12 protein-coding genes are annotated in these 13,828 nt (G+C 71.1%); 7 read left to right on the top strand and 5 right to left on the bottom strand.

Translation table 11 applies throughout. The features are described from left to right. Nucleotides 1-110: 110 nt before the first annotated feature. On the top strand, nucleotides 111-503 hold the full coding sequence (locus tag ACFY04_RS12055) for a hypothetical protein (RefSeq protein WP_389115968.1): 393 nt from the start codon (nucleotides 111-113) through the stop codon (nucleotides 501-503). Nucleotides 504-713: 210 nt separating this feature from the next. Next, a complete protein-coding gene (locus ACFY04_RS12060; protein WP_389115970.1) occupies nucleotides 714-1,367 on the top strand; it encodes an RDD family protein in 654 nt (217 codons plus the stop codon). Between the two features lie 45 nt (nucleotides 1,368-1,412). On the opposite strand, the gene ACFY04_RS12065 is transcribed toward ACFY04_RS12060, so the two are convergent. After that, nucleotides 1,413-1,835 carry a hypothetical protein gene (locus ACFY04_RS12065; protein WP_389115971.1) on the bottom strand — a complete coding sequence of 141 codons (423 nt, stop codon included), beginning with the start codon at nucleotides 1,833-1,835 and terminating at the stop codon, nucleotides 1,413-1,415. 143 nt (nucleotides 1,836-1,978) lie between these two features. Between ACFY04_RS12065 and ACFY04_RS12070 the strand changes: the two genes are divergently transcribed. Genes ACFY04_RS12070 through ACFY04_RS12085 form a run of 4 tightly spaced genes read left to right on the top strand, consistent with a single transcriptional unit; the run spans nucleotide 1,979 to nucleotide 6,468 of the window. Next, on the top strand, nucleotides 1,979-3,073 hold the full coding sequence (locus ACFY04_RS12070; protein ID WP_389115972.1) for a hypothetical protein: 1,095 nt from the start codon (nucleotides 1,979-1,981) through the stop codon (nucleotides 3,071-3,073). Continuing rightward, nucleotides 3,070-4,260, top strand: coding sequence for a toxic anion resistance protein (locus ACFY04_RS12075; protein WP_389115974.1), 1,191 nt, complete (start codon nucleotides 3,070-3,072; stop codon nucleotides 4,258-4,260). The genes ACFY04_RS12070 and ACFY04_RS12075 overlap by 4 nt, the downstream gene beginning before the upstream one ends. Continuing rightward, the gene (locus tag ACFY04_RS12080; protein WP_389115976.1) at nucleotides 4,257-5,870 is read left to right on the top strand and encodes a substrate-binding domain-containing protein; all 1,614 of its coding nucleotides are present in this window, start codon (nucleotides 4,257-4,259) and stop codon (nucleotides 5,868-5,870) included. Before ACFY04_RS12075 ends, ACFY04_RS12080 begins: the two co-directional genes overlap by 4 nt. Continuing rightward, entirely contained in the window at nucleotides 5,857-6,468 is a 612-nt protein-coding gene (locus ACFY04_RS12085; RefSeq protein WP_389115978.1) for a hypothetical protein, read from the top strand. The genes ACFY04_RS12080 and ACFY04_RS12085 overlap by 14 nt, the downstream gene beginning before the upstream one ends. Before the next feature lie 116 nt (nucleotides 6,469-6,584). Here the strand turns inward: ACFY04_RS12085 and ACFY04_RS12090 are convergent, their stop codons facing one another. Further along, a complete protein-coding gene (locus ACFY04_RS12090; RefSeq protein ID WP_389115980.1) occupies nucleotides 6,585-8,420 on the bottom strand; it encodes a phosphoenolpyruvate carboxykinase (GTP) in 1,836 nt (611 codons plus the stop codon). A gap of 220 nt (nucleotides 8,421-8,640) precedes the next feature. Between ACFY04_RS12090 and ACFY04_RS12095 the strand changes: the two genes are divergently transcribed. Further along, nucleotides 8,641-9,354: a hemolysin III family protein gene (locus ACFY04_RS12095; protein WP_030765123.1), complete on the top strand. Its 714-nt coding sequence runs from the start codon at nucleotides 8,641-8,643 to the stop codon at nucleotides 9,352-9,354. A gap of 61 nt (nucleotides 9,355-9,415) precedes the next feature. Here ACFY04_RS12095 and ACFY04_RS12100 read toward each other — a convergent pair whose 3' ends face one another. The 3 genes from ACFY04_RS12100 to ACFY04_RS12110 all read right to left on the bottom strand — a co-directional run bounded on the left by ACFY04_RS12100 (nucleotide 9,416) and on the right by ACFY04_RS12110 (nucleotide 13,825). After that, entirely contained in the window at nucleotides 9,416-9,967 is a 552-nt protein-coding gene (locus ACFY04_RS12100) for a hypothetical protein (protein ID WP_389115982.1), read from the bottom strand. Between the two features lie 142 nt (nucleotides 9,968-10,109). Further along, nucleotides 10,110-12,569, bottom strand: a complete 2,460-nt coding sequence (locus tag ACFY04_RS12105) for a galactose oxidase-like domain-containing protein (RefSeq protein ID WP_389115983.1) — start codon at nucleotides 12,567-12,569, stop codon at nucleotides 10,110-10,112. 23 nt (nucleotides 12,570-12,592) lie between these two features. Continuing rightward, a complete protein-coding gene (locus ACFY04_RS12110) occupies nucleotides 12,593-13,825 on the bottom strand; it encodes a glycosyltransferase (RefSeq protein ID WP_389115985.1) in 1,233 nt (410 codons plus the stop codon). Nucleotides 13,826-13,828 lie beyond the last annotated feature (3 nt).

A 13,828-nucleotide genomic window follows, 5' to 3' on the forward strand; every position in this document is an offset into this window, starting at 1 on the left:
GACTCGCCGGAGTCCAGCCGGCGAGACACACCCCGCAGCAACAGGATTCAGCTCAACTTTAGAACCAATCCAATGTAGGATGGTCTCCTGACCACGCAGGAGGCCACCTCATGTACGAGCCGATCCGCACGAAGCCGGTCGTCCACCGCATGGGCGCCACTCCGGCCGACTACCCGCACAGCAGCCGCGGCGAAGCACTGGACATCCAGCTCGCCGGCCACCTCGCGGCCCTGCTCGCCGTCACCGACGAACTCGGGCTCGACGAGGGTGCCGCCGAGATCGCCGCCCAGGTCGCACGGCTGCGCGGGGCCCGGCCCGCCCGTGCGCCGCGCCACTCCGCCGAGGACGCCGCCGCGCTGCACCAGCGCGCCCACGACCTCGCCGCCCGCGCGCTCCTCGTCGCCGCGTCCCGCGCCGACACCACCGTCGCGATCCTCGCCGCCGAGCGCATGGATGCGCACGCCGCCGCCCTGAAGTCCTCGGACCTGGCCGGCGCCCTCTAGACGGCCCCGGTCCGGGGCCGCGGAGGCTCCGGACCGGGTGCCACGCTCCGTGCGCGAGGGCCTGCGGCAGGGGCGGAAATTGGACAGAATCCGGTGCTCCGAACACGATGAGGGCTGAAAGATCGCGGTTGCACGGGGGAGGCCGCTCCACAGGGTCAATCTCCTCCGCTCCGCTTCGTCCCCGTTCGAGCATTCTGGAGAGATTCGCCCATGAGCTTCGGCGACCCGAACAACCCCTACGGCCAGCAGCCCCCGCAGGGCCAGCCCGGCCACCCGCAGCAGGCCCCGCAGGGTGTGCCCCCGCAGTACGGCTACCCGCAGCAGCCGCCGCAGGGCGCCGCCCCTCAGTACGGCTACCCGCAGCAGACCCCGCCGCCGTACGGCGCGTACCCGCCGCCGGGGATGCACGCGCCGGGCATGCCGGGCACGGGGATGCCGCCGCTGGCCCACTGGGGTCTGCGGGTGGGCTCGTACCTGCTCGACGTACTGATCATCGTGGGCCCGATGTACGCGCTGATCGGTGTCGGCGCGGCCATCGCCACCGACGAGGCGGGCGAGACGATCGCCGGCATCCTCAGCCTGATCGGCATGCTGTACACCCTCGGCATGGCCTTCTTCCAGCTGTACAAGGAAGGCACCACCGGCCAGTCGTTCGGCAAGAAGATCGTCGGCATCAGCCTGCACCGCGAGCTCGACGGGGCCACGGTCGGCTTCGGCATGGCGTTCGTCCGCAAGCTGGCGCACTTCCTCGACGGCGCCGCCTGCTACATCGGCTACCTGTGGCCGCTGTGGGACGAGAAGAAGCAGACCTTCGCCGACAAGGTGTGCAGCACCGTCGTGATCAAGGTGAACAAGAACGGCTGATCGCCCCACGGTGAGGACCGGTGGCGACTCCCTGCGCGATCCCTTCTAGGTCGTCCGCGCGAACTCCGCGCCGGCGACCCCGCACCAGGGCACCGTCGCCACCGGCCACACCGGGCCGACCGCCTCCCCGTACTCGGTCGCGCCCGGGGCCACGCCCGGGATCTTCACCAGCGCCTGCGCGGCCCGCCCCTGCGGGTCCGCTTCGGCGCGGTCGCGGAACTCCACCGTGACGACGTACGCGCCGGGGCCCTCGGCCCGCCCCGTCGCCTCCACGGCGGCCACCACCCGGCGGCTGGCCGGATCGATTCGGCACCTGGTGACCCGTACGTCCTCCACCGCCGCCCGCGGCGGCGCCGGCGGCGGATCGCCGCCGCTCGCCCACACGTACAGACCCAGCGGGGCGAACACCAGCAGCCCGGCCACCGTCACCAGGCCGACCAGCCAGCCCTGCCATTTCAACGTGCTCACGCCCATGCCCTGATCCTCCCGGGCCGCCGCCCCGCCCACCAGCACCCGAGGGCCCACACAGCATTTCGAAGTGGGACCGCCTGGACACCTGACGTTCACTCAAATCGGCGCGGAATGTGGGTTTCCGCGAGCACTCTGCACCCGTGAGACGCATCCTAGGAATCGTCCTGGGCCTCCTCCTGATCGGCGGCGTGCTCTACGTCGTCGCATTCCAGGGGCAGGATCACCCAGAAACCACGGCAACGAAGACCGTGCGTGGCGTCATCGGCTCGGAGAAGTCCGAATTCTTCCGCGACCCCGACGTCGTCAAGGCCCTTGCCGCCAAGGGCTACACCGTCAAGACGGAGACCTCGGGCTCCTGGGCGATGGACCAGCTCGCCCTCAAGGAGTTCGACTTCGCCTTCCCCAGCAGCAGTGAACCCGCCAAGGAGGTCGCGGCCGCCGCCGGGCTCAAGGGGGCCCAGGAGACCAGGCCGTTCTTCTCCCCCCTCGTCGTCGTCGCCCGCCCCGGCGCGGCCAAGGTGCTGGCCGACAACGGCCTCGCCCGGATGACCGGCAAGAACTCGGGGACCCTGCTGATGGGTCCCTTCCTCAAGGCCTCCGGTGAGGACCGCACCTGGCAGCAGCTGCCCGGTTCCGCGGCCCACGTCGAGCTGGCCGGCACGGTGTTCATCAAGACCACCGACCCGTCGTCCTCCAACTCCGGCGCCCTCTTCCTCGCCGCCACGTCCAACGTGGCGAACGGCAACACCGTGGTCGCCGACGACGCCGGCATCGCCCGCACCGCGCCGCTGATGCGCAAGCTGATCTCCGTCCAGGGCGCGCTGGAGCCCAGCACCGACGACCCCTTCCGGGCCTTCATCAGCGGCAGCGGCGAACCGCTGATCCTGGTGTACGAGTCCCAGGTGGCCTCGCTGCTGATGCAAAAGCAGGATCCGGGCGACATGGTCGTGCTCTACCCGGACACCACCGTCAACTCGGCGCACACCTTCGTGCCGCTGACCGAGAAGGCGAGGGAGCTGGGCGCCCTCCTCGCCACCGACCCGAAACTGCGCGAACTGGCCGTGCTCCGCGGGTTCCGCCCGCAGGAGGGCGTGGCCGAGTTCGCCGCCGCGACGGCCCCGCACACCGCCTACCTCAACACGGGGCTGACCGGTATCCGCCAGGTCGGCACACCCACCGTCAAGATCCTGATGGCGCTGGCCCAGCGCGCCAAGGGCCAGGGGGACACGCCATGACACTGACACCGCCCGAGGACACGTCCTTCCACCTGAGTCCTCCGGAGCCCGTCGCCCCCGTACGCAAGGAGCAGGCCGCCGGGCTGGTCCCGCTGCAGGACGGCGTCCGCGAGGAGATGGCCCGCCGGGCCGGGGAGTACGTCGGCTCGCTCGCCGCGATCGATGCCCGCTCCCCCGAGTTCGCGCAGCGCATCGGCGAGATAGCCGGCCTCGGCCAGGCCGACATCCGCAGCGCCGCCCAGCTGTCCAACCGGATGCTGGAGCGGGCCGTGCGCTCGCTGGGCCCGGACGGCGGCGGTGACGCCCAGGCCCGGGTCGCCGGCTCCCTGGTGGAGCTGCGGCGCACGGTCGAGGACCTCGACCCGCGGGACACGCCCGCCAGGGGGGCCCGCAAGTTGCTCGCGAAGCTGCCGGGCGGCAACAAGTTCCGCGACCACGTGGCGAAGTACGCCTCCTCGCAGGCCACCCTCAACAAGATCGTGGGCTCGCTGCGCAGCGGCCAGGACGAACTGCGCCGCGACAACGCGGCGCTGCACACCGAGCGCTCGCGCCTGTGGGAGACGATGGGCAAGCTCCAGGAGTACGCCGTCCTGACCGAGGCCCTGGACAGCGCCGTCGAGCAGCGGGTCGCCGAGGCGGAGCACACCGATCCGGGTGCGGCCGACGCGCTGCGCGCGGACGTGCTCTTCCCGGTCCGGCAGAAGCACCAGGACCTGCTGACGCAGCTGGCCGTCTGCGCGCAGGGCTACCTGGCGATGGACGTGGTCCGGCGCAGCAACGACGAGCTGATCAAGGGCGTGGACCGGGCCGCCACCACCACCGTGTCCGCGCTGCGGATCGCCGTGATGCTGGCCTCGGCCCTCGACAACCAGCGCAAGGTGATCGAGCAGGTCAACGCCCTGAAGGGGACCACCGAGGAGCTGATCCGGGGCAACGCGGAGATGCTGTCCACGCAGAGCGGCGAGATCCAGCGGATCGCGGCCGATCCGGCGGTGGGCGCGGAGACGCTGCGGACGGCCTTCGCGCAGATCTACAAGACGCTGGACGCGATCGACTCGTTCAAGGTGCAGGCGACGGAGAACATGGCGGCGACGGTGGAGTCGCTGGCCGGGGAGCTGCAGGGCGCGTCGGCGTACCTCGCGCGGACGCGGACCGCCGGTGCGCTCGACGAGGGCGGTGCCCTGTGAGGGGGCGTACCGGCCGGGGCTGGATCGCCGGCCTGGTCCTCGCCTCGCTCGTGGGCGCGAGCGGCTGCACCGCCGACGGGGCCGCCAAGCCCGAGGAGTCGAAGTACAGGGAAGGCACCCTGCGGGTGCTGGCCTCCAGTGAGCTCGCGGACATGGAGCCGGTCCTGGAGCAGGCCCGGAAGGCGACCGGGGTCACCGTGAAGCTCACCTGGTCCGGGACGCTGGACGCCGCCGAGCAGGTCGCCTCGGGGGCGGCGGACGGCAAGTACGACGCGATCTGGCTCTCCTCCAACGACTACCTGCGGCTGCGCCCGGAGGCGGCCGGGAAGCTCTCCAGCGAGACCCCGGTGATGTCCTCGCCGGTCGCCCTCGGCGTGAAGCCGGAGGCGCTGGCCCGGCTCGGCTGGAAGCCCGGGGAGGTCACCTGGCCGGCGGTGCACGAGGCCGTGGCCGCCGGGAGGCTCACGTACGGGATGACGGACCCGGTGCGCTCCAACTCCGGTTTCTCGGCGCTGGTGTCGGTGGCCTCGGGGCTGTCGGGCGCGCAGGCGGCGCTGAGTGACGCGGACGTGAAGGCGGCCACGCCCCGGCTGAAGGAGTTCTTCGCCGGGCAGAAACTGACCTCGGGCTCCTCGGGCTGGCTCGTCACCGCGTACGGCAAGCGCGGGGACGTGGACGCGCTGGTGAACTACGAGTCGGTGCTGCTGTCCATGAACCGGGAGGCGAAGGACGCCGGGGCTCCGCTGACGGTGATCCGGCCGCGCGACGGTGTCGTCACCGCCCACTATCCGCTGACGCTGCTGACCTCGGCTCCGGCCGGGGCCCGTGATGCGGGGCGGGCGCTCACGGACTACCTGCGGGGCCCGGAGGCGCAGAAGGCGATCACCGGGCAGACCTTCCGCCGCCCGGTCGCGGCCGGGGTGGCGCCGGCCGCCGGGCTGGACGCCGAGAAGCGGCGCGAGCTGCCCTTCCCGGGTTCGCGGTCGGTCGCCGACGGGCTGCTGGCCTCGTACGAGAACGAGCTGCGCCGGCCCTCGCGGACGGTGTACGTGCTGGACACCTCGGGCTCGATGAGCGAGGAGGACCGGATCGGGCGGCTGAAGTCGGCGCTCACCGATCTGACGGGCTCGGGGAGTTCTGGCACCGGGCAGCGGTTCCGCGACCGCGAGGAGGTGACGCTGCTGCCCTTCGGGTCCAAGGTGAAGAAGGTGCGGACGCACGTCGTCGAGCCCGGCAATCCGGGTCCGGCCCTGGACGCGATCCGGGGGGACGTGAAGTCGCTGGAGCCGGACGGGGGTACGGCGGTCTACGGCAGTCTGGAGGCGGCGTACCAGCACCTCGGCCAGGGCGGCGCGGACGCGTTCACCTCGATCGTGCTGATGACGGACGGCGAGAACACCGAGGGTGTCGGGGCGAAGCACTTCGACTCCTTCTACGCGGCCCTGCCGCCGGCGCAGAAGCAGACGCCGGTCTTCGCGGTGCTGTTCGGCGACTCGGACCGCAAGGAACTCACCCACATCACCGAACTGACCGGCGGGCGGCTCTTCGACGCCACCGGCGGGAACGGTTCGCTGGCCGGAGCCTTCGAGGAGATCCGTGGCTACCAGTAGGGCGACCCGGGTCCTGACGTACCTGGAGTCGAAGAAGAACCTGGCCGGCTCCGCCTGCGGCGTGGCCGGCCTGGCCCTCACCCTCGCCGGGGTGGCCGGTGCGTACTGGCCGGTGGTGGTCGCCGGGCTGTACGGGGCGGGCGCGCTGATCGCACCGCCGGAGCGGACGGCGCCGCCGCCGTTCGATCCGCGTGAGGAGCTCGGCGTACTGCGCGAGGACTTCGGGCGGCTGCGGGAGTACGTCGCCGAGGTGGAGCTGCCGTCGGGGGCCGGGGAGGCCCTCGCGGAACTGCTGGAGCTGTACGGGGCGCTGCTGGAGCCGGGGTGGGTGGCGGATGTGCTGGTCACCGATCCGGAGGCGGTGCACGCGGTGTCGCGGGCGGTCCGGCAGGACGTGCCGGAGAGCGTGGACGCGTACAACCGGACCCGCTGGTGGAGCCGGATGACGCCCGGCGGCGAGTCGCCGGAGCGGCACCTGGAGCGGCAGCTGGGGCTCCTGCGCGAGGAGGCGCAACGCGTAACGGCGGGCCTCCACGAGGTGGAGGCCCGCCGTCAGCAGACGCACACGGCCTACCTGGAGGAGCGCGGACGCTCCTGACAGGACAGGCCGGTGCTGCGGTGGGCGCCGCTTGGTCGGGGGCTCCCACAGCGGTGGGACGCCGCTTGGTCGGGGGCTCCCACGTTCATTGGCCCTTCTTCAGGGCGCGTCCTGGCTCAGCCCAGGCGCTCCACGAGTGCGTGGTACTGGTCCCACAGCTCCTTGGGAGTGTGGTCGCCGTAGGTGTTGAGGTGCTCGGGGACCAAGGCGGCCTCCTCGCGCCAGACCTCCTTGTCGACGGTGAGGAGGAAGTCGAGGTCCTCGGCCGGGAGGTCCAGGCCGTCGAGGTCGAGGGAGTCCTTGGTCGGCAGGATGCCGATGGGGGTCTCCACGCCTTCGGCGGTGCCTTCGAGGCGGCCGACGATCCACTTCAGGACGCGGCTGTTCTCGCCGAAGCCGGGCCACACGAACTTGCCCGCGTCGTTCTTGCGGAACCAGTTCACGTAGTAGATCTTCGGGAGCTTGGCCTGGTCCTTGTCCGCGGCCACCTTGACCCAGTGGGCCATGTAGTCGCCCATGTTGTAGCCGCAGAACGGCAGCATGGCGAAGGGGTCGCGGCGCAGTTCGCCGACCTTGCCCTCGGCGGCGGCGGTCTTCTCGGAGGCGATGTTCGAGCCGATGAAGACGCCGTGGTTCCAGTCGAAGGACTCGGTGACCAGCGGCACGGCGGAGGCGCGGCGGCCGCCGAAGAGGATCGCGGAGATCGGGACGCCCTTGGGGTCCTCCCACTCGGCGGCGATCGTCGGGCACTGCGAGGCCGGGACGGCGAAGCGGGCGTTGGGGTGGGCGGCCGGGGTCTCCGAGGCCGGAGTCCAGTCGTTGCCCTTCCAGTCGACGAGGTGCGCGGGCGCCTCTTCGGTCATGCCCTCCCACCACACGTCGCCGTCGTCGGTGAGCGCGACGTTGGTGAAGACGGTGTTCGCGTACATGGTCTTCATGGCGTTGGCGTTGGTGTGCTCGCCGGTGCCGGGGGCGACGCCGAAGAAGCCGGCCTCGGGGTTGATCGCGTAGAGGCGACCGTCCTCGCCGAAGCGCATCCAGGCGATGTCGTCGCCGATGGTCTCGACGGTCCAGCCGGAGATCGTGGGCTCCAGCATGGCCAGGTTGGTCTTGCCGCAGGCGGACGGGAAGGCGGCGGCGACGTATTTGGTCTCGCCCTCGCCCTGCGGCGGGGTGAGCTTGAGGATCAGCATGTGCTCGGCGAGCCAGCCCTCGTCGCGGGCCATGACGGACGCGATGCGCAGGGCGTAGCACTTCTTGCCGAGGAGGGCGTTGCCGCCGTAGCCGGATCCGTAGGACCAGATCTCGCGGGTCTCCGGGAAGTGCGAGATGTACTTGGTGGTGTTGCAGGGCCACGGCACGTCGGCCTCGCCCTCGGCGAGCGGAGCGCCGAGGGTGTGGACGGCCTTGACGAAGAACCCGTCGGTGCCGAGCTCGTCGAGGACGGCCTTGCCCATGCGGGTCATGGTGCGCATGGCGACCGCGACGTAGGCGGAGTCGGTGATCTCGACGCCGATCGCGGAGAGCTCGGAGCCGAGGGGGCCCATGCAGAACGGGACGACGTACATCGTCCGGCCCTTCATGGAGCCGCGGAAGATGCCTTCGCCGCCGGCGAAGATCTCCTTCATCTCGGCGGGGGCCTTCCAGTGGTTGGTCGGGCCCGCGTCCTCCTCCTTCTCGGAGCAGATGAAGGTCCGGTCCTCGACGCGCGCGACGTCGGAGGGGTCGGAGGCGGCGTAGTACGAGTTCGGGCGCTTCGTCTCGTCGAGCTTCTTGAACGTGCCCTTGGTGACGAGCTCCTCGCACAGGCGCTCGTACTCGGCCTCGGAGCCGTCGCACCAGACGACGCGGTCCGGCTGGGTGAGGGCTGCGATCTCGTCCACCCAGGAGATCAGCTCTGCGTGATTGGTGGGAAGAGTCGAACTGGTGGGAGCCGCGTTGTCGCGCGCCACGATTGCTCCTTGTTGAGGGGTGTGTTTGGTGTTTGCCCCGTGGGGGCTGCGACCCGGACGCTTCGCGCTCCGCTCATCCGGTGCCGACCGCACTCATCTGATCATCCGGTGGATGTGCGCATATGTCCAGAGGGCCTCTCACGTGAGCATTGCCACGTCCGTCAATCTTCCGTAAAGACCACTAACGGAAACCTACGGACCCGTAGGTAGCATGGCGCGCATGACTTCTGATGCCGCCGCCGTCCCGGCCGCCGAGGCCACACCGGTAGTCGAGGCCCTGGAGGCGGCGGAGACCGCCCTGGAGGAAAAGCCGCTGTTGCGCGGCTGGCTGCACCTCGGGATGTTCCCCGCCGTGGTCGTCGCCGGCCTGGTGCTGATGGCCTTCACCGACTCCACCCGGGCCCGCGTCGCCTGCGGGGTGTACATCCTCACGGCCTGCCTGCTCTTCGGCGTCAGCGCGGTCTACCACCGCGGCACCTGGGGACCGCGCGGCGAGGCCATCCTGCGGCGGCTCGACCACGCCAACATCTTCCTGATCATCGCGGGCACCTACACCCCGCTGACCGTCCTGCTGCTGCCCCCCTCCACCGGGCGGACCCTGCTGTGGGCGGTGTGGATCGCGGCCGCCGCCGGCATCGCCTTCCGGGTCTTCTGGGTCGGCGCCCCGCGCTGGCTCTACACCCCCTGCTACATCGCCATGGGCTGGGCGGCGGTCTTCTTCCTGCCCGACTTCATGCGCACCGGCGGGATCGCCGTCCTGGTCCTGGTGATCGTCGGCGGCCTCCTCTACAGCGTGGGCGGGGTCATCTACGGCATGAAGCGCCCGAACCCCTCGCCCCGCTTCTTCGGCTTCCACGAGGTCTTCCACTCGCTGACCCTCGCGGCCTTCGTGGCCCACTACGTCGGGATCTCGCTCGCCGCGTACCAGCACTGATCCAGGGGCGGCCCGGCCGCGGTCGCGGCCCCGGCCCCGGCCCCGGTCGCGTTCCGCGCGCTCAGGCGGAGCCGGAACCGGAGTTGTACAGGGCCGCACCGAAGAGCCGGTCGGCCAGCTCGCCGAAGACGGCGCTCAGCTTCTCGTCGGCGATGCCGTCGGCGTACCCCTGGAACGCCAGCCCGGCCACCGCCTGGACGGCGGGCGTCGCGTACTGCGGGTCGACGAGGTCGACGGGGAAGGGCTCTCCGGGCGGCCAGGGGCCCGGCCAGTTCTTGGGCCAGGGGATCTTCGGATGCGGCGGCGTGGGGCACATGTCGTCACCGACCGCCTGCAGGATCTCCCGGGCGTCGCGGCCCCCCTGGTGCGCCCCGATCGCCGTCTCGGCGACCCCTTTCACCGTCTGCAGGACGGCGATCCGCAGCTGTTCGCGCGGCGGGAGCGGCTGTGGGTTGAGGGCGACTTCGGAGGATCGGTCGAGGGAACGGACCCCTGCCACGCCTGCGGCGAACACCGGCCCGTGCGGATTGATCGCGTCCCACATCTCGGGCCTGACGCGTGCCGCCAGCCGCACGATGCGCGCGGTCTGCGATGCGCTGATCGGACTTGCCATGGTTCGGCCTCCCTGCTCGGGTGACAGCAGCCACATCCCTCCCCAGTGTGCGCGGATCAAGAGGGCCCGCAACCAGGACCCCGCCGCCCCAGGGGGGCGGCAGGGTCCCGGTCCGTCGCCGTCGCCGTCGCCGGATCCGGCTTCAGCAGGCGTAGCCGTCGCGGTCGGGGTCCAGGCGCAGCGGGTCGCTGCCGTCGACCTTGAGGCGCTTCGGGTACTTGTGGGAGGCCAGCCAGTCGCAGCGGGCCTTCGTCGTCGCCTGCACCTCGGCCGGGAAGCGGGTCGGTACGCACACGTTGACCGTGCCGTAGTGCCGGTCGCAGCCGGCCACGCCCGGCGCGACCGGGGCGGAGTCCCGCTTGGCCCCCTCTTCATCAGACACAGGCTCCTTGGCGGGCCCCAGCCTGTCGGCGAAGGTGTGCTCGTGCGCGGAGGGCTGCTGCTGGGCGGCCGCCAGCGCGGACGGGCCGCCGAGGTGCACCCAGGTCGCGATCGACGGGATGCCGTTCGCGTCGACCGCGAAGAGCATGTACCAGCCGGGCGGCGCCAGGTTGGGGTTGCTGGTGACGTTCAGGTCGATGTTGTTCCCGTCGACGGTCATGGGCAGGTCCACGAACCGCTGGTTCGGGTCCGAGGAGTGGGTGACCGCTGCCGGACGGATCAGCTCCGCCTTGGCGACCGGCCGGTTGACGGTGATCCGCTGCATGTCCCCGTACACCCACTGCGTGTCGATCACCGAGGTGATCTGCGGGCGGGCGCCCTTGAAGAGATAGGGCGGGGTGTAGATCGACACGTTGTGGTTGTACGTCCCGTTGCCCGGGTTGTCGCCGACCGACATGACCCGGCCGTCCGGCATCAGGAACGACGCCGAGTGGTAGGTCCGCGGGATCGGGTCGGTGGCGAGACCCGGCTGGTAGGTGTTGGTCGCCGGGTCGAAGAAGGAGGCCTCGAAGACCGGGTCGGCCCGGTCGTGCAGCCCGCCGCCGGTCTCCAGCACCTTGCCGTCCGGAAGCAGCACCGCCGACACGAACATCTTGCCCTCGGCGCCGGTCTGCGGCCGCTTGCCCTGGCCCTGGTCGACCAGGCCCTGCGGGATCGGCGGGCCGGCCGTGTAGGCGGGGCTGGGCTGCTTGAGGTCGATGATGTCGGTGAGCCGGTTGGCCGCCGGATTGCGCTCGTTGTTGCCGCCGCCGATGGTCAGCACCCGCTGGTCCTGGGCCGGGGGCAGCAGCACGCTCGCCGACTCGTCCCGCTCGTCCTTGTTCCGCAGGCCCGGCACGTCGGTGATGGTGTTGGCGTCGTAGTCGTAGATCGAGGCCCCGGTGCCCGGGGTGCCGTTGCCGAAGGTGTGGCTGCCCGAGTAGAAGAGCCGCCCGTCCTGCATGAGGATCATCGAGGGGTACAGGCCCCAGTAGGACCAGGTCTGGTTGACCTCGTTCATCGGCAGCCACTTGTTCTGCGCCGCCGAGAACTTCTCCGCCGTCACATTGCCCGTGGAGTCCTCCTTCAGCCCGCCGAAGGAGATCACGTCACCGTTGCCGAGGATCGTCGCCGACGGGTACCAGTGCCCGCCGTTCATGTCGTTCGTCCTCGTGTACTTCTCGGTGACCGGGTCGAAGGTGTACGAGTCCTTCAGCCCCTGGTAGCCGATCGAGCCGTCGGCCGACGGGTAGCCCTTGTTGCCGCTCATCACCAGCACGCGGCCGTCCGCCAGCTGCACGTGGCCCGCGCAGAACATGTCGACGGGGGTCGGGATCGTCTTGAAGGACCCGTTCGCCGGGTCGTAGACGGCGGAGGTGAAGGTACCCGCGTTGAACTGGGCGATGTCGTTGCCCGAGCCCGCGATCAGCAGCACCTTGCCGCCCCCAGAGCCTCCGGCCTGGGAGGTGCCCCCGTTCAGCACGACCGCGTGCATCGAACGCACCGGGTTCTGCGCAGGGATCACCTGCCACTTCCCCTTGGCGCACTCCTCCGCGGTCCCCGAACAGGCCGGCTGCGGCGGGACGGCGCCCACCTCCTCCAGCGCGTAGTCGTCGGTGGTGACCGTGCCCACCCCGTAGACCGACAGACCCCACGCGATCTTGTCGGTGTTGGGCGGAACGGCCGGCGTACGGACCTCCGTGCGCGCCCAGGCCGCGCTGACGGGCGGATTCTGCAGGTCGGTCCAGTACTGCCAGCCCGCCGTCGTGTCACGGCGGAACACGGTCACCGACACGTCCGGGGTGTTCGACTTGTACCAGGCGGACAGGTCGTACTGCCTGCCCGGCGTGACGGTCGGGGCGCAGGTGCTGTTCTCCGTGACCAGCGCCTTGCGGTCGCCGTCCACGCGGCGGGTGAGCGAGACCTTCATCGCCTTGGTGCCGCCGTGCGCGTCGGCGACGGTGGCGAAGGTGAAGTCGTTGTCGCCCCAGCCGGACTTGGACCAGCAGGACGGCATGTCGGAGCCAGCGGCTCCGGCGGTCTCGAAACCGGGATTGGAGAGCAGATTGGGCGGACCGGCCGTGGCCTGCTGCGGTGCGGTGAGCAGCAGGCTCGCGGTCATCGCCCCGACGGCAAGCAGGGCGGCCCGCCGCCCGGCCCTCCGCCGGATCGTCAGACGCATGGAAAGGTTCCTTTCTGTGCGGCTCAACTCCTGGTGTGACGGCCCGCCTCCGACGGGACGTCCGGGTGGGCCGGCGCGGCCGAGGTGGCCGAGGTGGCCGAGGTGCGGCGCGGCAGATAGACCAGGGCCTCCGTGGCCGCGAACCGCAGGACGAAGGTGGTCACCAGCGCCAGAGCGGTGGCCGGCAGCACCTCCATCCCGAACCGGGCGACGAACAGCGCGATCAGCGGTATGCGCAGCAGCAGATCGGCGTTGGCGAGCAGCGCGAACCGCCCCACCCGGTCCGCCCAGTGGCGGTGCCGGCGCCGGTCGCGGAAGAGCAGGGTCTCGATGAGGAGGAAGTTCCACAGGACCCCCGCCTGGTTGGCGACGATCTCGGCCGGCAGGTAGTGCATCCCGGCATGGGTGAGCAGCCAGAGCGCGGCCAGGTTCGGGACGAAGCCGGAGAGCCCGATCAGCCCGAAGCCGATCATGCGGGCCAGCGGGGTGGCCGAGCGCAGCGAGGCGAGGTGGGCGAGGAAGCGCATGCCCTCGCGGGCGGTGGACTTCGACTCCCCCGCATAGCGGTCCTGGAAGACGAACGGCACCTCGGCGACCCTGCCGGGGCGGCAGCGCACCGCCAGCTCCAGCAGGATCTTGTAGCCCAGCGGCTTCAGGGCCTCCGCGGTGACGACGGAGCGGCGCATCGCGAAGAAGCCGCTCATCGGGTCGCTGATCCCGCGCAGGGCGCGCGGGAAGAGCCCCTTCGCCAGCCAGGTCGCGGCGCGGGAGACGGCGATGCGGTAACTCCCGGCGAGCCCGGCCCGGCTGCCGCCGCTGATGTAGCGGGAGGCGACGACGAGGTCGGCGCCGGTGCGGACGCCCTCGCCGACGAGCTCGGGGACGAGGTGGGGCGGGTGCTGGAGGTCGGCGTCCATGACGACGATCCAGTCGGTGTCCGCGCGCTTGATCCCTTCGACGACGGCGCCGCCGAGCCCGCCGTCGGCCGTCTCCCGGTGCAGGACAGACACCGGGAAGGGGTGGTCGGCGGCGGCCTTCTCGATGACGGCGGGGGTGTCGTCCGTGGAGTCGTCCACGAACAGCACCTCGCAGGGCAGGTGGTCGGGCAGCGCCTCACCGAGCCGGCGCAGCAACTCGGCGATGTTCCCGGACTCGTTGAAGGTCGGGACGATGAGGGTGACACTGCCGGTCAGGGTCTTCGGAGCGGTGAGCTCCGGGTCGACCGGGGCATGGAGGTGCCACAGGTCCTCGCTCATGGT

Origin of the sequence: Streptomyces sp. NPDC001549 (assembly GCF_042894025.1) — a bacterium.
In the GTDB taxonomy this organism is placed as follows: domain Bacteria; phylum Actinomycetota; class Actinomycetes; order Streptomycetales; family Streptomycetaceae; genus Streptomyces; species Streptomyces kutzneri.